Annotated in this window: 17 protein-coding genes; all 17 read right to left on the bottom strand. The window is 35.5% G+C overall.

Annotation, left to right across the window (positions count from 1 at the left end; translation table 11 throughout):
• Positions 1–159 precede the first annotated feature (159 nt).
• Positions 160–1,452, bottom strand: a complete 1,293-nt coding sequence (locus HMPREF2597_RS08555) for an anaerobic C4-dicarboxylate transporter family protein (RefSeq protein ID WP_002478540.1) — start codon at positions 1,450–1,452, stop codon at positions 160–162.
• A gap of 168 nt (positions 1,453–1,620) precedes the next feature.
• Entirely contained in the window at positions 1,621–1,743 is a 123-nt protein-coding gene (locus tag HMPREF2597_RS12930; protein ID WP_002460586.1) for a hypothetical protein, read from the bottom strand.
• A gap of 65 nt (positions 1,744–1,808) precedes the next feature.
• Positions 1,809–2,345, bottom strand: coding sequence for an anaerobic ribonucleoside-triphosphate reductase activating protein (gene nrdG, locus HMPREF2597_RS08550; RefSeq protein ID WP_002478539.1), 537 nt, complete (start codon positions 2,343–2,345; stop codon positions 1,809–1,811).
• A 1-nt stretch (position 2,346) separates the two neighbouring features.
• Positions 2,347–4,194: an anaerobic ribonucleoside-triphosphate reductase gene (gene nrdD / locus HMPREF2597_RS08545; protein ID WP_002478538.1), complete on the bottom strand. Its 1,848-nt coding sequence runs from the start codon at positions 4,192–4,194 to the stop codon at positions 2,347–2,349.
• A 198-nt stretch (positions 4,195–4,392) separates the two neighbouring features.
• Positions 4,393–5,163, bottom strand: coding sequence for a CHAP domain-containing protein (locus HMPREF2597_RS08540; RefSeq protein ID WP_002478537.1), 771 nt, complete (start codon positions 5,161–5,163; stop codon positions 4,393–4,395).
• Positions 5,164–5,551: 388 nt separating this feature from the next.
• Positions 5,552–6,772, bottom strand: a complete 1,221-nt coding sequence (locus HMPREF2597_RS08535; protein ID WP_002478536.1) for an ArgE/DapE family deacylase — start codon at positions 6,770–6,772, stop codon at positions 5,552–5,554.
• Between the two features lie 304 nt (positions 6,773–7,076).
• Positions 7,077–7,676 (bottom strand): adenylyl-sulfate kinase, encoded by a 600-nt coding sequence (cysC, locus tag HMPREF2597_RS08530; protein WP_002478535.1) that lies wholly within the window; start codon positions 7,674–7,676, stop codon positions 7,077–7,079.
• Between the two features lie 16 nt (positions 7,677–7,692).
• Positions 7,693–8,871, bottom strand: a complete 1,179-nt coding sequence (gene sat, locus HMPREF2597_RS08525) for a sulfate adenylyltransferase (protein WP_002478534.1) — start codon at positions 8,869–8,871, stop codon at positions 7,693–7,695.
• Between the two features lie 22 nt (positions 8,872–8,893).
• Positions 8,894–9,793: a sulfite exporter TauE/SafE family protein gene (locus HMPREF2597_RS08520; protein WP_002460596.1), complete on the bottom strand. Its 900-nt coding sequence runs from the start codon at positions 9,791–9,793 to the stop codon at positions 8,894–8,896.
• A 17-nt stretch (positions 9,794–9,810) separates the two neighbouring features.
• Positions 9,811–10,422, bottom strand: a complete 612-nt coding sequence (locus HMPREF2597_RS08515; RefSeq protein WP_002478533.1) for an NAD(P)-binding protein — start codon at positions 10,420–10,422, stop codon at positions 9,811–9,813.
• 20 nt (positions 10,423–10,442) lie between these two features.
• Positions 10,443–11,222, bottom strand: a complete 780-nt coding sequence (gene cobA, locus HMPREF2597_RS08510) for a uroporphyrinogen-III C-methyltransferase (protein WP_002460598.1) — start codon at positions 11,220–11,222, stop codon at positions 10,443–10,445.
• Positions 11,223–11,245: 23 nt separating this feature from the next.
• Complete coding sequence (gene cysI / locus HMPREF2597_RS08505; protein ID WP_012990699.1) at positions 11,246–12,964, bottom strand: assimilatory sulfite reductase (NADPH) hemoprotein subunit; 1,719 nt, start codon at positions 12,962–12,964, stop codon at positions 11,246–11,248.
• A gap of 20 nt (positions 12,965–12,984) precedes the next feature.
• On the bottom strand, positions 12,985–14,829 hold the full coding sequence (locus tag HMPREF2597_RS08500) for an assimilatory sulfite reductase (NADPH) flavoprotein subunit (protein ID WP_002478530.1): 1,845 nt from the start codon (positions 14,827–14,829) through the stop codon (positions 12,985–12,987).
• 132 nt (positions 14,830–14,961) lie between these two features.
• Positions 14,962–15,693, bottom strand: coding sequence for a phosphoadenylyl-sulfate reductase (locus HMPREF2597_RS08495; RefSeq protein ID WP_002478529.1), 732 nt, complete (start codon positions 15,691–15,693; stop codon positions 14,962–14,964).
• Positions 15,694–16,007: 314 nt separating this feature from the next.
• A complete protein-coding gene (locus tag HMPREF2597_RS08490; RefSeq protein WP_070817269.1) occupies positions 16,008–18,743 on the bottom strand; it encodes a hypothetical protein in 2,736 nt (911 codons plus the stop codon).
• Positions 18,744–18,866: 123 nt separating this feature from the next.
• A complete protein-coding gene (locus HMPREF2597_RS08485; RefSeq protein ID WP_070817268.1) occupies positions 18,867–22,277 on the bottom strand; it encodes an SdrD B-like domain-containing protein in 3,411 nt (1,136 codons plus the stop codon).
• Between the two features lie 416 nt (positions 22,278–22,693).
• The coding region (locus HMPREF2597_RS08480) for a putative Ig domain-containing protein (RefSeq protein WP_176747070.1) at positions 22,694–23,478 on the bottom strand (785 nt) is incomplete at its 5' end.

Here is a 23,478-nt window from a genome sequence, read left to right as displayed (position 1 = left end):
ATTGGCAGTAGTTGACTGGATTGAAAATACCCTTATACCAAGCTTTTTTCAATCCCAGTCAACCTTGCAAGGGCGAAACTAGGAATTCATTATGAATTCTGTCTCGCTCACTATTTTTCCTAGGCATAATGTTCTAGATTCGTAAATAATTTACTACTATTAATAACCTAATATTGCTTTAATTGAAAAACCAATAAGCACTGACACCGTAATCATAAAGAATCCAGGAATAATAAAGCTGGTCACTTTAGTGCGCTTCGTTTCATCTAAGTCAACTGCAAAGAGTAAAGTCGGTTGCGCTGGGATGACAAAGTTCACATTTATCGTTTGCACCATAGCGACAAAAAACATTGGTGGGATACCTATACTAAGAACAATAGGAAACATAATCGAAGCTGTTGCAGTCTGTGATATAACAACTATCGCTACAATAGAGACTAAAAGAATAACTAACCATGGTGCTACTTGAATCACAGCACCTACATCTTCCTTTAAAATTTTTAAATTTTGAGGTGCATTAAATACCGTGGCACCTAACCATCCAGGTCCAAGAACCGCAAATAAAGCACCTATAGCTGATTGTGTAATGTGTGATGATAAGATATCCGTCGTATCAATTTTATTTAATAATAGATTAATCGCAGCAGCTAAATACATAAAGAATTGAACAATTTCAGTCATCGTTACTTCTACTGACTTACCATCTATATTAAAGCTTGGCATCAATTGCGGAAAAATTCCAAATGTTAATATCCCGACTACACATAATAAGAAACTAGCCACACCAAGTTTTACTTTTGATGGAAACGTGGTTGGTACTTTGACTTCTAAATCTTTCAATTCAAAGCGTTGTGCTTGTTCTTTTTTACGTCCAGCCAAAGTACAAAATACACTTAATAGCAACATTGTCAAAATTGCTGTAGGAAAAACAACACTTAAATATTTGCCCATGCTAATGTCATAACCTGCTAACACCGAGATGATATAAGCTGTAGCTGCAGCTGCAGGACTACATAGCAATGCTAAGTTTGCTGTCAATACAGAGGCAATCAAAGGGCGTCTAGGTTGAATACCTGCTTTCATTGCTGTTTTCGCAATAATCGGTTCTAATGATAAAGCAATATTCGCAGTACCAATACCAAAAACAAAGATAAAGACAATAATCGGTGAGATAAAAATAATAGATTTTGGATATTTTTCAATCACTTTAGAAGCTAGGTATACTAAATAATCTATACCGCCTGTTGACTGGAGTGTCCCCCCAGCAATACCAATAGAAAGAATAATTAAGACTGCTGTAACTGGGGCAGATCCAGGGGGTAATTGAAAAACAAATATCATAATGAGTTGCGCCACAATTGCGAAAATACCACAACCTAAAGCGCCTGCAGTTCGTAATCCTAATAAAATAGCTGCAATCATAATTCCTATTTCTATGGCAAAAAGAATCATAATCTTAACTCCTAACACAATTTCTTTGTGATATTTTTAACATTAAATATTTTATCACTATAGAATGCAAAAAGTATACAAAAATGTATATATATTTGTCTTATAATAACTTAAATTGTGACAAAAATAAAAGAGATGCGTCACTTCGACGCTATCCCTCTTAAATATTTATTTATTTTGTGATGATTGTTTTTTCTGGCGCTGTTTGCGATAGTGACGTTCTTCTAATATTGAACCAACAATCAAACCAATAGCTATGAGCCATTGCCCGATGATGATGATTAACTTCATATACATCACTCCTATGCACCTTAAGTCATGCACTTATACTATTTATCTTCCCTATTACTTTATGTTTAATCTTCTACATAAATGACTGGGGTTCCTTTTTTTAAGGATGCTGGAACATTAATGACACGTTGATTTAATGAACCTTTATAAGCTAAATTAGGTTGAAATAGCGCTTGTATAAATGGGCCGTCTACTAAGACATCAATCAAAGATAATAGTTGATGTCTTATTCCTGCATCATGACTTAAATATTCATACAAAAATCCTGTCCATACCCACAATGATTTGCGGTGTCCAAACTTTTGACGAAAGGCACGAGCAACTTTCAAGGTAATATCAACATTACAAAATGGTTCACCACCGAGTATACTCAATCCAGCAATATAGTCCGGTTCACAGTAGTGCAAAATTGCTTCAAGCGTTTCATCATTAAAGGGTTCGCCGTAAGTAAAACGTTGAGCAGCTACATTGTAACATCCTTCGCATAGAAAGGGACAACCTGATACATACATGCTGACGCGAACGCCTTCACCATCAACAAAACTATGTTGTTCAATTTTGGCAATATAACCACGACCTTCTGTAACGTCAAGTACACTCATTTTATTTTGGTTCCTTCATATGTTTAACTCTTGCGCAAATTTCTTTTTGACGTCCTTCAATCACAGGTCGTTGTACTGGATTTCCTAAATAACCACATGTTCGTTTGACCACATCTACTGTTTTAGGATCATGATTACCACAATGTGGACATGTATATCCTTGAGCAGTTGTTTCAAAATCTCCTTCATAGCCACATTCATAACAACGATCAATTGGTATATTTGTTCCTAAATAACCAACTTTATCGTAGGCATAGTCCCAAACCGCTTCAAGCGCCTTTAAATTATGATTTAATTTTGGATATTCGCAATAGTGAATAAATCCACCGCTTGCATAGTATGGATAATCCTTTTCGAAATCTATTTTTTCAAAAGGTGTAATATCTTTTCGCACATCATAATGAAATGAATTTTGATAGTACCCTTTATCCGTAATATCTGGTATAGAGCCAAATCGTTCATAATCTAAGCGGCAAAAACGGTCTGTCAATGATTCGCTCGGTGTACTATAAATACTGAACCAAACGTCCGTCTCTTCCGTCCATTCTAATTGATAATCCTTCATTTCTTTTAATATATCTAATGTAAAGGCCTTGGCATCTGGATTTGTTTCCCAGTTTGGACCATAAAATACAGTAGCTGCTTCGTATAACCCAATATAACCCATAGAAATCGTAGCACGGCGATGTTTAAATAAATCTGTAACATCTTCACCTTCTTGTAATTTATATTTAAAGGCGCCACTTTTATACAAAATCGGAGCATTTTCAGGAACCGCTTGTGCAACACGCTCAATACGATAAAGTAAGGCTTCATGTAAAATATCCATACGCTCATGGAAAAGTCGCCAAAACGTTAACTTATCGCCTTGAGACTCAATCGCAATACGCGGAATATTTAATGTTACGACACCTAAATTACATCGACCACTATTCTCAAATTGTCCTTGAGCATCACGCCAAGCTGGTAAAAATGAACGACAACCCATAGGTGCTTTAAAATCACCTAAAATATCAACCAGTGTATCGTAGTTTAAAACATCTGGGTACATGCGTTTCGTTGAGCATTTTAAAGCGAGTTGCTTAACGTCATAATTAGGGTCTTCTTCGCTAAAATTAACGCCTTTTTTTATCGTAAAGACTAATTTTGGAAAGATTGCAGTAATTCTATTTTTACCTAGTCCTTTGATACGTGTGTTCAAAATTGCCTGTTGAATTTTTCGACTTAGTTTATCTGTTCCTAAACCAAATCCAAGTGTTACAAATGGCGTTTGACCGTTTGATGTGTACAATGTGTTTATTTCATACTCTAAACTTTCTATAGCATCATTAACATCTTTAGTTACTTGTTGATCTACATAATCTTCTATAGCATCTGCTCTAACAAATGTTTCAGCAACTTTGCGGTGATGTGCTTCATTATGTCGTGCATATGTACTAAGTAATTCATCAACACGGTCGACCGTGCAGCCACCATATTGGCTACTAGAAACATTGGCAATAATTTGTACAAGTTGTGCGGACGCCGTTTGAATTGATTTCGGTGTAGTGACATTGGCGTTCCCAATCTCAAACCCATGCTGTAACATTGATGTTGCATCAATTAAGCAGCAGTTTGTTAAAGGTTGGAATGGGTGATAATCTAAATCATGAAAATGTATATCTCCATTCTTATGTGCTTGTGCGACTCTTTTAGGTAATAAATGTTGTAATGCATATGACTTTGAAACGACACCTGCTGTTAAATCACGCATCGTTGAAAATGTATTGCTATCTTTATTGGCATTCTCATTTACAATTGCTGGATCTTTGGTAATGAGACCTTGTAATTCAGCTTCAAGTTGTTTCATAAAAATCATTCCATTTCTATATATAGTACTTATATTAAACTTATAACACTATATATAGTATTTCAAATAAAAACCCACATGTTAACATAACTGTCAAAGAGTTGTTAATAATCCTTGAACTTTGAGCAGCAGACAATAAAAAAATCCTACAATATTGTTGAAGCGCAATATTGTAGGATGAACCGTTCAAATAGTTGATTATGAGATGTAATTGTAAGAGCTTGCTTGACTTGCTGAAATTGTACGTGTAGAGACAACGCCAGGTCCGCCATTGTAATTCATTTCTGATACTTTAACTGAACCATCACTATTGACTTTTTCAACATAAGCGACATGACCATATGCACCTTGAGATGTTTGCATTACCGCACCTTGTTTTGGTGAATTGCTAACATTATAGCCTTCTGATGCAGCTGCGCTAGCCCAGTTACTTGCGTTGCCCCATGTAGAGCCAATTTTTCCGCCTACTTTATCAAAAACGTAATACGTACATTGACCTGCTGTGTATAGGTTCGAGCTTGATCCTGATTTACCTGAAAATGCTGAACCACCACTAGTATTTGAAGCATGACTTGATGGTGCTTGTGTAGTTGTTACTTTAACATTTCTATCAGAAGTTGAATAGCTAGCACCTAATCCGCCACCATTGTTTGCGTGATATGCTTGAGTTTGTGGCTGATAGTTTTGACTATATTGCGTATTGTAGTTGTAGTTTTGAGTGCCTGCTGTGTTTGTATAATTATATGAATAGTATTGACCTTGTTGTGCTTGATTTGGACTCCAATTACCTTGCCAAGTGTAGTGATAATTACCTTGTTGGTCAATTGTATATGAATAGCTATAAGAATATGGATCATTTGGATTATAACCATTATTGTTTTGTTCAGCAGCGTGTGCGTCATGACCTCCTGCGAGTGCAATTGTTGCAAATCCTGCTGTTGCGATTGTAGCTGTAGCGATCTTTTTCATAATTAAATATCCTCCTAAATTCATTTAAATAATGATTTCTTTATCTCGTGGCTACCTTCAAGTTACAAAACATGATTAATTTTTTTCTCGTTGTTTCAACGACAAATCACACTCTATCAGAAAAATAAGCTGCTGTGTGCGTTGTTAATATTTTGTAAAAGAATCATAATAAACAGTCGTTCGATGTAAAACTCATAGCTATTTTGTAACAATCTCTAACAACGATGATGTTGGGAATGATAGACATCATAATCAACAGATTATTACATTTGTTGTAATAAAACTGATAATTGCTTTCACGTTAATGACATCAAAAACAATTAAATTTATTCATAAAAAAACTATGAAGACATTTATTATCAAATGTTTCTTCATAGTTAAGTTTCTTTTAATTACTCTTTTTGTTTAAATAATCAACAATGACATGTTGATACAAATCAATAAAATCTAAATAATGCTGTTTATCTATATATTCATTCGCTCGATGTGCTTGTCGCATAAAACCAGGACCGATAATGGTTAAGTCTACATTATCTATACCTTTTAATAATTCTGATGCATCTGTCGCACCGACAAGCGCTGTAACTGTTAAATCATCTTTATATTCAGTAAATGACTTCACTAACAAATTATCTTTGTTGCTATAAACAGGGGCATGATTCGTAGTGATTTCCATTGATAATTGTGCCTGATCCACTTCATACAAAGTTTCTTCAAACAATTGTATGATTGCTTCATTATCATATTCTGGAATTGTACGTATATTAAATTCTGCATATGCACTTTCAGGTACTGTATTAAACTGTTCCCCACCATAAATAATTGAGTTAACTATAACTAAACCCTCAGCAACATTTTCTAATTTTCTAAGCTCCTTATCATTAAACTTATCACCAAAGTAATCTTTAATTAGCGGTGATACGTCTAATGAATGTTTATTATCATTATTTTTAATATCTTCATATTTTTCTTTGATTTTTTGTATATATCTAATTATGTCATCTATTGCATTATGTCCTAAATTAGGTAACGAACTATGCGCGGCAACACCCTTAGCTTTAATTTTAATACCCATTGAACCTTTGTTAGCATAGTTTATATAATGATCACTTGGTTCACCAATAATCAATCCATCCAAATCATCAACGTAACCTTTATCACGAAATAACATTGATCCTGACATTTCTTTTTCTTCAGCTGCTGTTGCTAAAAGACGGATGGTACCTTGTTGTAACAAATTAGAAGCTTTTATTTCTATCATAGCAATGACTAACGCAGCAAGGCCGCCCTTCATATCAGATGTACCACGCCCATATAATTTCCCATCTTGCTCATGTAATTCAAACGGGGGATACATCCATTGCGCTTCATCACCTGCGTCTACAACATCCATATGTCCAGATATACCAATGACAGGTCTACCTGACCCAATTTCAGCTACTAAATTTGAACGTTTACCTTCAATTTCAATTATTTTTGATTCAATGTCATAACGTTGTAGTAATTCTTTCAAATAATAGCAAACCTCGATTTCATTATTATTCTCTGTATTGATATTAACGATGTCTGCTAAAATATCTATTCTTTCCTGTTCAGACAAAACAGTCATTCATATCGCCTCTTCTACTTTAATTTAACGTTTCTTAAATTATTCACACTATGCTTTTTTTCTAAACATTTTTCATGTGCGTCTCACTTATATGACAACACGTTTTGCAACAATCTTATTTCTATAATTTATTATCTTTGTAACTGCCAGATTTTCAATTTCATCACATGTTCAGCAATAATGCATTTTTAAACACGTTAGTACAAATGAATCTATCAGTAAATGATAATACTTTATGATGTTATTTCTCGTTCCATAAACAAAGCATAGAAAGTAAACTGGCTTACTCTCTATGCTCCACTTATTAAAGATATTTATTATCTGTCAAATAATTAAGAATGTGTGCTACAGCTTGTTCCACACTTTGCTGTTCAGTATTAATTGTAATTTCTGGATGATACGGTGCTTCATAAGGCGCGTTAATACCGGTAAATTCTTTGATTTCCCCTGAACGTGCTTTTGCATATAAACCTTTAGGATCTCGCTTTTCACATTCTTCAACACTACATTGGGTATAAACTTCAATAAATTCCCCGTCTTCTAATATATTCCTTACGTCATCACGGTCGACACGATATGGAGAAATAAAGGCTGTGATTGCAATCGTCCCTGCATCAACAAGCAGTTTACTGACTTCACCAATGCGTCGAATATTCTCTTTACGATCCTCTGGACTGAAGCCTAAATTCTTGTTTAGACCGTGTCGCACATTGTCTCCATCTAAACGATAAGCATGTTTTCCTAATTCAAACAAAGCTTGCTCTAATGCGACAGACACTGTTGACTTTCCAGAACCAGATAGTCCGGTAAACCAAATGACTGCACTTTTATGACCATTTTGCTTTTGTCTATCTGCTTTTGTTACTTCTGAATCGTGCCATGTAATATGACTTGATTGACTCATGTTACTTCCCCCCACCTTAATGTTGTTGTAACCCTTTGATTAATACTTCAGCAACTTCTGGTCGTGAAAATTTGGTTGGTAATGCTTCTCCATTGCGTAATTTTTCTCTGACTTTTGTACCACTTAAATGAACATGTTGTGTCGCATCATGTGGACATGTTTTAGCCGTAGCCATATTGCCACATGCTTCGCAATAAAACGCATGCTCGAATTTTAAAATTTGAATATCTAATTCATCTTCAAATTGAGAAATAAATTGTTGGGCTTCATATGTACCATAATAATCGCCAACACCAGCATGATCACGTCCAACAATAAAATGTGTACATCCATAATTTTTGCGTACAATAGCATGTAAAACTGCTTCTTTTGGCCCTGCATAACGCATTGCTGCTGGATAAATAACTAATCGAGCACGGTTTTTAGGATAATAATGTTTTAGTATCGTTTCGTAACTTTCCATACGTACATCTGCTGGAATATCATCTGCTTTTGTTTCACCTACCAATGGATTTAATAATAAGCCATCTACAATTTCTAAAGCAGATTTTTGAATATATTCATGTGCGCGGTGCACTGGATTTCTTGTTTGGAAACCGACAACCGTCTTCCAACCTAAATCATGAAAAAGCTGACGTGTTTCGTGCGGATCTAAATGGTAATCCGCAAATTTATTATGCTGTGGACGCTTTAATAATTGAATTGGTCCCGCTAGATATACGTTTCCTTTGTCATAAACTTTCTTCACACCAGGATGTTTTACATCGGTCGTACCATAAACAAGCTGAGCCTCTCTTTTCTTATCATACGTGTACTTTTCGGTAAGCTTTAAAGTGCCATATAGTGCTCCATCTTCACCATATAAAGCAATATGATCACCAATTTCAAGCTTTGATGCAACATCTTCTGTAACTGGTAATGTAATAGGAATACTCCATACTGAACCATCTGTTAAATGCGTCTTTTCAATAACTTGATTATAATCTTCTTGCCCCATAAAACCAGTTAAGGGGCTAAATCCGCCAATAGCAATTAATTCTAAGTCTGAAATTGCCCATGGATTTAATGTAATTGCTTTATACGATTGTGCTGCTTGACTCAACTGTGTTCGTTCTATACCTTCAACGACTCGATTAATAAGTACGCCACCATGTGGTTTGATTGTATAATGAAGTATATCTTTTGAGACTGACATAAAACAAAACTCCTTTATCCAATTAATTATATTTGTTTACTCGGTTTTTCTTGTAAGAAAAAGATAACAATCTGTTGCGAATGGCAACAAAAATGATAAGTACTAAAATACTACAAATAATTGCGAATCTTATGACATTTATGATTGTGCTATTGTCGACAAAATAACTTAATAAAGCATTACTATTGGTAAAAATAATCAAACCACCTACGCATATCGCTAATATATTAATGGGCAATATTTTTGTTAAGTATGCTGAAATAGGTGCAGCAGCCATGCCACCAATACTTAATGCAACAACAAGCCACCAATTAATTTGTGTTATCCCTAAAAATAAAATAAATGATAGCGATGTGGCTAATGTTACGAAAAATTCACTGGCTGATACGGTACCAATCGCATAACGAGGTTGTATCTTTTTACTAGATAATAATATGGGTGTGTTGACTGGTCCCCAGCCACCGCCACCAATCGCATCTAATAAACCAGCAATCGCACCTTGTGGAATTAATTTCCAGCCACTTAATTGACCAACATGTTCATGTGTTTCATGCTGACGACGAAATAAAAATTGATATAAAATATAAAATCCCATTGCTAATAAAAATATTGCAATATATGGCTTAATAACACTACTGTGAATATGTGTTAAAAATGCCGCGCCTAAAAATCCAAAGATTGCACCTGGAATTGCTAACTTTAACATGGTCGATCGATGGACATTATCAAACTTCCAATGCGATGTTCCTGACGCTGCTGTTGTTGCTATTTCAGAAAAGTGAACCGTTGCTGACACAATCGCTGGTGTAATACCATATGTTAATAAAATGGAGGACGATGACGCACCGAACCCCATGCCTAATGATCCATCTACAAGTTGGGCCAAAAATCCAGCTAATGCAAAAATCAACAATTTTTTCATAAATTAAGTGCCCCCTATTATTCAGCTTGTGCTTGGAGCCATCGTAAAAATGCTTGTTGCTTATCAAGATCTAAATAGTCGTCAGAGACGATCTTTGCCAATAATGCTTGTCGATAAGATGGCTCAATATTTATTCGTTTGAGCGTCTGTCTACATTGATATAAAAATTCAACGTATTGCTCATAGCGTTCATCATACGTGTGGCTAAGTTGTTCAATTATTTGTATCCCTAACTTTGGACTTGCGCCTTGCGTGGCTACGCTTAGTGTTAATTTACCTCTTTTTAATATATTAGGAATAGTGACATTGCCAGACGTTGCATCTTCAGCATTATTGAATAAACAGCCTGGAGGTACCAGCGCTTTAACTTGTTGATTAACAGCCTTATTATTTGTCGCAGCAACGACTAAAAATGCACCTGCTATATCAGCGGCGTCAAATTCTTTTTGATGCCAGGTGATTTGTCCAGCATTTATTAAATCTTCTAATGACGAATGAACTTGAGGACTAATGATATGAATATCTTGGCAGTAGTCGATAAAATTGGAAGCTCGTCTGGCAGCAACTTGCCCACCTCCGACAATTACAATGCGTTGTCCTGCTAAATCAACCATAAGTGGCATATTCATATCTTTATCCTCCTGTTAATTTATTTAGAATTCACTTGTGAATAGTCCATTCTCATCTGTTCAGTTTGTTCCGTAAACCATTGAATTTTATCATGCATCTGTACGACTTGACCAATTACAATCATAGCTGGATTTTTAATATTTTTAGCTACTTCTGTTATTGTACTCAATGTGCCAGTGACCGTTTGTTGATATGCTGTTGTACCTAAGTGGATTAATGCAACAGGGGTATCAATAGGTTTACCGTATTTAATTAATAAACCACAAATTTCAGACAAACGTTTAACACCCATATATATACATAACGTTTCCGGTCCATGTGCGAGATGTTCCCAATAAGCAGCTTTAGTCATTCCTGGCTTATTCACTGCAGTCACAAAAGCGACAGATGAACTAAAATCTCTATGCGTCACTGGAATCCCTGCATAGGCTGGCGCAGCAATTCCTGCTGTAATACCAGGTATAATTTCAAATGCTATATGATGTTGCGCTAATATTTCCGCTTCCTCACCACCACGGCCAAAAACAAAGGGATCTCCACCTTTCAAACGTGTTACTGTATGACCTTTTTTAGCTAAGCTCACAAGCATTTTGTTCGTTTCTGACTGTGGCAACGACTGTCTATTAGGATCCTTTCCGCAATAAAACAATTTTGTACCTGCCGTTGCGTAATCCAAGAGTTCCCTATTGACTAAACGGTCGTATAAAATAACATCCGCTTGTTTAATTGCCTTTAAACCTTTTACTGTAATCAGCTCCGGGTCACCTGGACCCGCACCAACTAAGTAGACTTTCCCCATATTAACACCCTCTTTTTAGCTGATTAGCTATGAAAATCTTGACCAGAATGCACTTCAGCAATAACGCCTGAACGAATGACGAAATCACCGAAATGTTCGCCCTCTAAACGTGACTTACCGTAATCCATTAATATTGGTCGCAAACTTGCTAAAATTTGTTGTTCATCAATATTTTCTTTATACAGTTTATTCAAACGTTCTCCTTTGAAACCACCACCTAAATACATATTGTATTTTCCTGGTGCTTTCCCAATAAATGCTATTTCTGCCAATGCCGGACGTGCACAACCATTTGGGCAACCTGTCATACGAATTGTAATGTCTTCTTCACTAACACCTGCTTCATCTAGTAAATCTTCTATTTTACCAATCAATGAAGGTAGGTAGCGTTCTGACTCAGCCATAGCTAAACCACATGTTGGAAATGCAACACAAGCCATAGAGTTACGTCGTAAACCTGAATAGTGTCTACCATCTGTTAATTGATAACGTTCAATAATATCTTGTATATCCTTTTTATGTTCTGGAGACACATTAGCAATAATTAGATTTTGATTGGGTGATAATCTAAAGTCTCCTTGATGTACTTCAGCAATTTCTCGCAAAGCAGTTTTCAATTTATAATCTTCTAAATCTTTAATACGACCATTTTGAATAAACAGCGTAAAATTCCAATTGTGTTCTCCTTGAATCCAACCAAGACGATCACCGTTATGCTCAAATTTAAAGGCTTTTGGTTCTTGAATTTCCCATCCAAGACGTTGATTTAATTCTGTTTTGACTCTCTCAAGCCCTAAACGATCAACGGTATATTTAAAGCGTGCATTTTTTCGGTCTACACGATTACCATAATCACGCTGAATCGTTAAAATCTTTTCACAAACATCGACCACTTCTTCTTTAGGTATATAACCCAGTAAACGCCCGATTTGTGGATAGGTATTTTTATTGCCATGTGTCATACCCATACCACCACCAACTAAGACATTAAATCCTATCAACTCATCATGGTCAACAATAGCTATTAAACCAATATCTTGTGAGTAAACATCAATATCATTGCTTGGCGGTAAAGCAATGCCTATTTTAAACTTACGTGGCAAATATGTTTTACCATACATCGGTTCAACTTCTTCACTTGAATCCAACACCTTTTCACCATCTAACCATATTTCATGATATGCATTGGTTTGCGGTAATAAATGATTACTGATTGCTGCTGCATAATCATTCATTTCTTGATGAAAACGTGATTGATACGGATTAGGATTACACATTGTATTACGATTGACGTCCCCACATGCAGCAATCGTGTCTAGTAATGCATCATTTATATGGCGCATAGATGCTTTTAAATTACGCTTTAAAATGCCATGAAATTGGAATGTTTGGCGTGTTGTTAATTTCATTGTGTGATTACCATATTGATTTGATATGTCATCCATGGCTATCCATTGTTCTGGTGTAGCTGTCCCTCCAGGAAGACGTACACGGATCATAAAGCTATACGCTGGCTCAAGCTTCTGTTTTCGCCGTTCGTCACGCAAATCCCTATCATCTTGTTGATAGCTACCATGAAATTTCAGCAACTTAGTGTCATCATCGGAAATAGCACCAGTTAACGGGTCTGCTAAACCTTGTTCAATCGTGCCACGTAGATAATTACTATCATCTTTGATGTATTCTAATTGATCAAGTTTTTGATTTAATTCTTGCTCAAGTTGCTCATTCGATTTTGCCATTGAATCCCCCTGCCTTTCTTTTAATATACGTCCCGTTGATAACGCTTATCTTTCTTAAGTTGTTTTAAATATGCTTCTGCTTCATCTTGACTAAGTCCCTGTTCTTTTACTAACACATCTTTGATGGCTTGATGCACATCTTTTGCCATGTGTTTTTCATCACCGCAAATATAGATAGATGCTCCTTTTTCTAACCATGCATTAAACTGTGCACTGCGTTCCATAATACGGTGTTGGACATATATTTTGTGGTCTGTATCTCTAGAAAAAGCCACATCCATTTTTTCTAAGTATCCCTCTTTTAACCATGCTTGCCATTCAGTTTGATATAAGAAGTCTGTTGTAAAATGCTGATCTCCAAAGAATAGCCATGTATTACCTTTAAATCCAAGCTCTTCACGTTCTTGCATACAAGCTCTAAAAGGTGCGACTCCTGTTCCTGGACCAATCATAATAATCGGCGTATCCGCTTCTGTTGGAAACTTAAAATTTGGATTACGTTTTAAGTAAATTGGTACCGTATCTCCTGGCTGAAGACGCTCTGCAAATTGAACTGAACAAACACCTGAGCGATCTCGTCCGTGAGATTGGTATCTCACTGCGCCCACTGTAATATGTACTTCATCCGGCGTTGCTTTATAGCTACTTGAGATGGAATATTCTCTTGGTGGCAACTTACGTAAAAGCTGTGACAAGTTTACAGGTAGCAACTCATCCGTTCCAAAATCATTAAGCAAATCAATAAAATCTCTACCATTGATATACTGTTGAACCCATTCATTATCTTGAACTTTGTCGCTCAAGTCATCATTGTCAAATATGGCTGCTGCTTGTTGTAGCAATGGCTTCGTTAACTTAGTAATTTCAAAATGACGTGTTAATGCATCGGATAACGTTAATGTATCACCATCTTCAGATACAGGAATCTGTTCTTCTGGATCCCAGCCTAATGTTGCGATAAGCAAATCAACGACTTGCGGATCATTTTGTGGTAATACTACAATGCAATCGCCAGGTTCATATTCTTCTCCAAAATTATCTAGCAACAATTCAACATGTCGTGTTTCTTTATTTGAACCTTTGCCATTTAAATTAATATTGTCCAAAATTTCTGCTTCATATGGATTACTTTTAGAATACTTTCGTTCTTTAGCTGCTTTAATTGATTCACTTATAACTTGTTCACTTTCTGTACCTCTTGACTCAGTATCAATGGCTTTAATGACGTTAGCCATCCATTTTTCCGCATCTTCGTCATAATCAATGTCACAATCAATACGTTCATATAAACGTTCTGCGCCTAATTCAGCTAGTTTTTTATCAAAATCTTTACCTGTTTGGCAGAAAAATTCATAAGTTTGATCTCCTAAAGCTAGGACTGAAAATCTAACACCTTCTAACTTAGGTGCCTTTCTACTATGCAAGAATTCATGAAATTCTAGCGCATTATCTGGCGGGTCACCTTCTCCATGTGTCGATGTGACAATAAATAAATCTTCTACTTTCTTAAGTTCTTTTGTTTTGAATGTGTCCATACTACTTATTACAACGTTATGACCAAGATTCGTTAGACGTTCGCTAAAAATTTCAGCTACACCTTGCGCATTCCCTGTTTCTGAACCATAAAGTACCGTAATACTGCGCTGTGTTGGTTCTATCTCCTGTTCATTGCTTTGAATAACTGCTTCAGCTTTTGTTGAGAGTTGTTCACTTTGAACCGATGAATTGGTTTGTATTGTCTGTTGATTGGCAATTAAATAGCCACTAAGCCATACCTTTTGTTCAGGTGTTAACGTAGCAATAACTTCACTAAGTTGTTTGGCTTGTTCTGCAGTAAATGGACTGTTTGTTACACTTAAACTCAATCGTTCCACCTCTTATCAATAATTACTATTTTATTTATCTACCCTTCTATTATGAAATAACCGTGTATAACTTTCCAATGCTAATTTTATTTTAAATTCATATCGGAATAATAAGAATAAGTAGTAAAATTTTTATGGCTTATCTGCTACGTGTAAGCCACATTCTGTTTTGGAAAAGCTCGACCATCTTCCTGCACGGGAATCATCTGAATCAAACACTGGAGAAGTACAAGGAATACATCCAATACTAGGGTAATGCTGATCATGTAAAGCATTGTAAGGTAAATGATTATCATTGATATAGTCCCAAACTTCTTCTTCCGTCCAATAAATCAAAGGACAAATTTTTATTGATTTAAAACGTTCATCTTTATTAATGAAATTCGTGTGTGCTCTTGTTGGGGATTGAGCTCGTCTTAATCCAGAAATCCAAGCTACTGCGCCAGATAAAACTTCTTCTAGTGGTTTAATTTTTCGTATATAACAACATTGGTTGGGATTTGCTTTCCATAGTGCGGGTTGATATTTTTCTGCTTGTTCTTCAAGTGTGAGGTCTGGTTTCTTCATTTCGATACGTAATTGAGGAAAACGTTGTTTTACATCTTCTATTAAATCGTATGTTTCTTGAAAATGTAAATCTGTGTCTAAAAATACGATTTGGGCATCAGGTTTAATCTGACTAATAATATGAATGAGCACCATGCTTTCCGCACCAAAACTACATGCATACACGATTGACTCACCATATGTGTCATACGCCCACTTTAAAATGTCATATGCGCCTTTTGTTCCTTCATCTAGTGTTAGCTTTTCTATAAAAGGGTCCTCAGAAAATACATCGTAAGTTATTTTAGGTACTGACATCGTATTGTGATCCCCCTCCATTTTTGCAACAATACAGTTAATACCTATCTGAATTGTCAGAATTATATGCTAATACTTTAACGATATTTATAACTAAAGTCAAGCTTATCTCTAATATTTATTTGTAATTATTTAAAATATTTCTATATCTAAATAGATATGACTTCTCTCTTAAAAACGAACTGAACTCATTTTATAAAAAAACAGGCATGGGATAAAAGATTTTCAACCTTTAGTTTCCCATACCTGTTTGATTACTTCAGAAACTTCTATACTATAACGAATCTCATATAATTAACGCTATTTAATGATTGTTATTGATGATGTTTACGACGTCTTGCTAAGAACAATATTGTTCCTGAAATTGCAAATAATGATCCAAAGAATGGAGCTTGATAACCATTGTCATCAACAGCACCTGTTGCTGGCAATTCTTGCTGTTTTTTATCATTGTTTGATTGTGTCGTATCATGAACTTGCTGTAAATGACTCGTTGTTTTATAGTTCACATGTTTCATTGTTCTAGTATGAACTGATTTGTTCGGTTTGCTTGGCTTACCTGGTTCGCTCGGTTTGTTTGGCTCACTTGGCTTGGTTGGCTCGCTTGGCTTGCTTGGCTCATTTGGTTTGTTTGGCTCGCTTGGCTTGCTTGGCTCACTTGGCTTGTTTGGCTCGCTTGGCTTACTTGGCTCATTTGGTTTGCCTGGTTCGCTTGGTTTGCCTGGTTCGCTCGGTTTGTTTGGCTCACATTTACAAATACAAGTTGTTCCATCTTTGAAGACAAAGACAATGTTGCCTTCAACGTTAACATAAATATTTGTGATATTAGATGTATTGTATATGTTTTGACGACTTACTTCTTTGCCATTACCATCTTTAACAATAATCGTGATGCCAATTTGCTTACCATTTTCGTCTTTAATTGGCTGTTGTTCAATGCTTGGTGTTTTACCATCTTTGCCGTCTTTGCCATTTACAATAACTTGGCGACTGATTTCTTTACCATCACCGTCTTTAACAATGATAACAACACCAACTTGATTTCCTTTTTCATCTTTAACTGGTTGTTGTTCAATGCTTGGTGTTTTACCGTCTTGGCCATCTTCAATAAAGGTTTGACTAATTAATTTGCCACGGCTACCGTCTGAATTCATTTCATAGATATAGATGTAAGAACCAGATTTACCATCTTTTGTACCACGTTCTGTTATGGCAGTAATTGATTTACCATCTACACCATCTTTACCGTCCTTGCCATCTTGACCTTTTTCACCGTTATAAATATTTTGACGACTGATTTCTTTACCATCGCCATCTTTAATGATCACAATGATACCGTTTTGTTTGCCTTCTTTGTCTAAAGAAGGTACTTGCTCTATCGTTGGGGTCTTACCGTCTTGACCATTGTGAATATCTTGACGACTGATTTCTTTGCCATTTCCATCTTTAATGATCACAGTAGTGCCGATTTGTTTACCATTTTTATCTAAAATTGGCTGTTGTTCAATAGATGGTGTTTTGCCATCTTTACCGTCTTGGCCATCACGCCCATTGTAGATATCTTGACGACTAATTTCTTTGCCATTTCCATCTTTGACAATTACTGTCACACCAACTTGTTTTCCGTTTTTATCCAAAATCGGAAGTTGCTCAATTGTTGGGGTCTTACCATCTTGGCCATTTTTACCTTTTTGACCATCAGCAATAAAGGTTTCACTGATTAATTTGCCACGTGTACCATCTGGATTGGTTAGATAAATTCGGACGTACGCTCCAGTTTGACCATCTTTATCTCCACGTGTAGTTTCGGCAGTTACTGACTTACCATCTCGACCTTTTTCGCCATCAGCGATAAATGTTTCACTAATCAATTTACCACGTGTACCATCTGGGTTCATTTCATAAATTCTAATGTATGAACCTTTATGGCCATCTTGAGTACCACGTTCTGTAATTGCAGTTACAGATTTACCGTCTTGACCATTAGCACCTTTTTGACCATCTTGACCATTTAGAATTTTTTGACGACTAATCTCTTTACCGTCTCCATCTTTGATAATGATAGTTACACCGATTTGTTTTCCGTCTTTATCACGAATAGGCTGTTGCTCGATTGTTGGTGTTTTACCGTCTTTGCCACCAACACCGTTTTTACCGTCAGCACCTTTTTGACCATCAGCAACGAACGTTTCGCTAATTAACTTACCACGTGTGCCATCTGGATTTACTTCATACACACGTATCCATGAACCTGTCTGATTATTTTGTTCTCCACGTGCCGTTACTGCAGTAATAGATTTACCATCTTGGCCATTCGTCACTGTTTGACGCCCAATTTCTTTACCATCACCATCGCGTGTAATAATAGTTACACCGATTTGCTTTCCATCTTTATCTAATGCTGGCATTGTTTCAACTGTTGGTGTTTGACCATCCTTACCAGGAGTACCATTTTTACCATCTTGGCCATTTAGAATGTTTTGACGACTGATTTCTTTACCGTCTCCATCTTTGATAATAATTGTGACTCCGATTTGCTTTCCATCTTTATCTTGAATGGCTTGTTGTTCTACAGATGGCGTCTTACCATTTTCACCTTTTGCACCGTCTTTGCCATTTAAAATATTCTCTTTACTAACGACGTTCCCATCACCATCTGTTACCGTGATTGTTACACCAATTTGGTTACCAGAACTGTCACGTATTGGAGTTTGTTCGATTTTTGGTGTCTTACCGTCTTCGCCTTTTTCACCTTTTGCGCCATTTTTAATAAACGTCTCACTGATAAGTTGGCCTTTAGTGCCATCAGGATTCAACTCATAAACGCGAATCCATGCACCAGTGTTTCCATCAGCATCTGTACCAGGACGTGTTTCCGCTGTTATAGATTTTCCATTCATGCCATTTTGTCCATCCTTACCATTCTGACCATCTGAGATAAAGGTTTCACTGATGAGCTTGCCACGACTACCGTCTGGATTTCTTTCATATGTTCTAACATATGAACCTGTTTGATCATTTTGTCTACCACGTTCTGTAATGGTTGTCACAGATGTTCCATTTTGGCCATCTTTACCATTTAAAATATCTTGATGTGAAACTTCTTGACCATCTGGACTTAGAATAGTAATCGTCGTTCCGATAATCTTACCCTTTTCATCTTTTATAGGCGTTTATTGGATTGATGGTGAACGTCCATCTTTACCATCTTGGCCTTTCACACCATCTTTGATGAATGTTTCAGAAATCATTGTGCCGCGACTACCATCTGGATTGACCTCATAGATTCTAATATATGCGCCTTCTTGACCATCTTTTGTACCACGTTCTGTATTTGCAATGACTGACTTACCATCTTGACCATTCTGACCATCTCGACCTGCAGCGCCTGTATCTCCTTTTTCGCCCTTGTCACCCTTCGTTCCTGGGTCTCCTTTTTCGCCTTTTTCACCTGGATTTCCTTTTGCTCCATCTTGACCATTAAGTACTTTTTGCGTATTTATTACTTTACCATCACCATCTTTAACAGTGCTTGTAACCCCAATTTGTTTGCCTGAGCTATCGGTAATTGGTGTTTGCTCAATTTTAGGTGTTTTACCATCTTCACCTTTTTTACCGTCGACACCATCTTTACCTTTAGGAATCGTAATAGTTGTACCATCACTAAATTCCACAATAGTATCTCCATTTTGATTAATATAACTATTATTTATTGTTAATCCTTTAGGCTGTTGACCTGGTAGTTCCTTTGTTGAACCGTCTTGATATGTCACGGTATACGTATTTGTTGTTGGATTATACGTTATATTTTTAACACCTGTGTTATTATCCAAGTTATATTCAAAAATAGCATCTTGTGATTGGTATATATGATCTCGGCGTACTTCTTCAAAATAATAGCCGTCTATTTGCAGTAATTTTGAAGCATCTTTCCCAGTCAAATCTGGATGATAGCCTAATTGTTTATAATATACACGATCACGACCATCTTTACCTTGTTGTGCAAGTTGGATTGTATTCTTAGGTAACTTAGTGTTAACACGAACAGTATTTTCATAACTTTTATCTTCTACTGTAATTTCATAGTCATCTAATTTAGGTGCATCCGGCTTGTATAAACCTAAATCATTAGAATAATCATTTTCAGTTAATTTAATTGGTACTTCATCGCCATTAGAATCTTTAGTTACATCTGTACCTACTTTTGATGGTGATAATATATAACCATCAGGTGTAATAAATTGAACTGTATAGTTACCAGATTCTAATTCGTAAAAGCCATATTTGCCATTTTTGTCGGTTACAGTAGTTGCAATTGTACGTCCCTGTTCATCTTTCAATAATACAGTTACGCCGGCAAGTCCTTTTTCTCCGTCATCTTGAATGCCGTTTTTATTCGTATCATTCCAAACGAAGTCTCCGATGTTATAAACAGATTTATAAAATCCGGCATCAACTGTCATGTTGTCATCATCTTGAATTGTAGCTTTAGCAACATATTTTCCATTGACTAATTGTGCATCTGAGTCGACTGCATCATTGTTACTTTGATCTGCTTTGGTTAACGAATATCCTCCATTAGGAGTTGAATATTCTAAAGTGTACTCTCCATTTTTTAAATTTTTAAACTTATAGTTGCCGTTCTCATCCGTTGTCACTCTGTCAATTTCATTTCCGTTAGCATCTTTTAAAGTAACATAAACGTTAGGTATGCCTTCTTCTCCTATATCTTGAATGCCATTTCGATTTTTGTCATTCCAGACAATGTCGCCAAGTGAATATTTACCTGTTTGTTGACCACTACCAGTTGAATTGTCTCCAGCAGAACCTTGTGTAGTACTTGCTGCCCAAATTGTTGGATTATTTTTATCATCGTTAGTTATTGAAAACGTTGAACTTAAGTTACCATTGTCAGTTGTAGGTTCTACTTTTTCAGCAATAATATAACGTGTTTTACCGTCTAAATTTCCTAAAGAAACATTTACAGTTGAGCGATTATTATCATATGTAATTGTTTTTGATGATGTAACATCTGTTACTTTACTTGAAGTTAAATCGGGTGCGAAACTGTTGACCATTGCTGAAGGATCATTCACTTTATAAACTTTTATTGCATCTGTGCCATCTATGAGTTTTCCATTCATTGTTGTACTATGATATTTCACATTTTTATATGTTTTGCCTGGCTCATTAATATAAATGATTCGATACTGTTGGTTTGTTTTTGGATCTCTGTAAAGCGTTGATGCATTTAAAGGGTTATTCTTATTATCACCATAATCAACAATAATATTTTTATTGAAAGAAACATTTCCAATTTTTACGTCCATATTATATGATCCTTTATCATTGATGGCATTCTCTCGTTTAGCAGTTGCAGCTATTTTAAAAGATCCCTGAATATTATCATATTGGTCAACGTAATTTGTAAACGTGTAGGTTGTTTTATTCGTGTTACTATCATATTTACCTTTAGCTATAATTGCACCATTTGCATCTCTTAATTCTGTGTCCGATGATGGTAACGAAAATCCTCCAGGTCTAATATATTGTCCATAGCCTATCGTAAATGTATCTCCACTTTTAACGCTATTGTCAACGGTATAATCTGCTTTTAAAGATAAAATATCTCCAGAAGTCACCCATAATTCACGTTGACCACTAGCATTTGTATGTGCAGTTCTACCTTTCACTGCTATATCTATATTTGAAAATTTAATTTTGTCACTCACATCTTTACCTGTTGGTGTAGCTGCCGCTAATGCTCTTACTCTATAATTACTACTCAATGCACGCGTTGTTGGAGATGTTGAAGCAGCTGCAGTTACAGGAGTTGCAGGGGTTCTAACACCATAGTCAGGGTTTGTAATGTCTGCTTTTAAGGCTTCTGCCACAATTGTATTATCTAAATCTCGTTTAGAACGTGGCTTAAAAGCTTTCTTAGTAACTAGTGAAGCTTTAACTTGTTCTTTCGTTTGATGGTTCACGCCAATTTGGCTCAATTTTTTATCAGCATATTGTACATGTGTCTCATTCGTATTGGTGGATACAGCTTGGTTTGTAGCTGATGCATTTTGAGCAGCTGTTACTAACTTTTCTGAACTTTCTTGTTGTTGAATTGTCGATTTATGATTTTGATGTTGTCTAGCTTCTTTTTCTGTTGATTTGTTTGCAGTATCTTTATGCGAGACATTGTTTTGATTTGATGTTTGTAAATCTTTTGCATGCAGTGATTGATTTTCTGTTATCTGCTGGTTTGTTGAAGATGGATTTTCAGTGTGATCTATCGTTGTTTTATCTTGAGTGCTTGGTGACGTGGCGTTAGTTTGAGAAGAAACATTATTATTTGTTGTTTGTTCTGTGGTTACTGTTGTATCAGCTTGAGAACTTTCTTGTTCATCGCTATGGTTTTGAGATATGGATTGTTGTTTTTCAGCTGCTTCAGCTTCATGATGCCCTAAGAAAAGTGTGGCACCTACTAATATTGAAGCTGTACCTACTGTAAATTTTCTGATTGAATATTTGTTTAGTTTGTTTGGGATAAAATCCATGCGTTGTGACGAGTTTCTCTTTCTGTTAGTCATTCACTGACCTCCTATAGTTGGTTAAAATAGTTGTCATTGCATATCAAACTCTATTTTATTTCCTAGATGTATATGAGAATTTTGATATATAGTACAAAATAATTATAATAATACATTTTAATCTATATAATTAGAGTAATAATACAATGATATATGAATTATAACAGATTTATCACTATTTAATATTACGCATTTTAATTATATTAAATGTTTTTTAATCATAATTTCTCTTAAATATTCTTTTCAAGTACAAAATGTATATTAATAGGTAATTTTTATTTTCGTTAATTTTATTAAAAGTATTTTTTTATATATAATAGGTTCGTACATAATTCACACCATTTTTACCACGAAAAATAGCCTCAAAAGCTAGGACTAAAGCGCTAACTTTTGAGACTATAAGATTGCTAATTTAATTATTTTTCTTCATCATTCTTCCGACGTTTAAATAGTAACAATATTCCCCCAATCATAGCTAAAACAGTTGCTACTATGCCTGTAGAACTTTTACTGTTGTTACCTGTATCTGGTAAAACATAAATATCATTATCTTTATCACGTTCAACTATGCGATAAGACTCTTTATGCATTTTATGGGCACCTGAAACCCATATTGTATAATTACCAGGATTATTAATATTTACAGTCTTAGTAAGTTCTGATGGTAAATCAATAATCACATGTTTAGATGAATTCGTTTTACCATGAATGGCTATCCCATTTTTATGGCTATTGTCAATTACGGGTTTCTCAGGGTCATCAATATGAGAATTTTTACCAGGTTTTTTATTATTATCATCGTTAATTACTTCTATAACAAAATGAACATCGGCTTGATTAGAGTTACTATCAATTACAGTTACTATAATATCATATCTTCCAGGTTCTTTTGGTATACCACTAATAGTAAGCGTTTCTGATTTGAATTCAAGCCCTTTAGGCAATCCACTTACGCTTATAATTGTTGAACCTAATCCACCAGTTATAATAATCTTAACATCTTTAATATGGGTATTGATTTTGACAATTTGATTTGGAATAGGCTGAATTTCTAACTTATCTTCATCTATAACGTTTATAATAAATTTCGTTTCGACACTATTGCCATCGGCGTCAGTGCTTGTCACCACGATTGGATAAGTACCGACTTTCGTCGCTACACCACTTATTATGTTTGTTCTAGAATCAAACGTTACTCCTT

Origin of the sequence: Staphylococcus sp. HMSC063A07 (assembly GCF_001836955.1) — a bacterium.
Taxonomy (GTDB): Bacteria; Bacillota; Bacilli; order Staphylococcales; family Staphylococcaceae; genus Staphylococcus; species Staphylococcus lugdunensis.
This window is presented reverse-complemented; position numbering and strand designations above follow the sequence as displayed.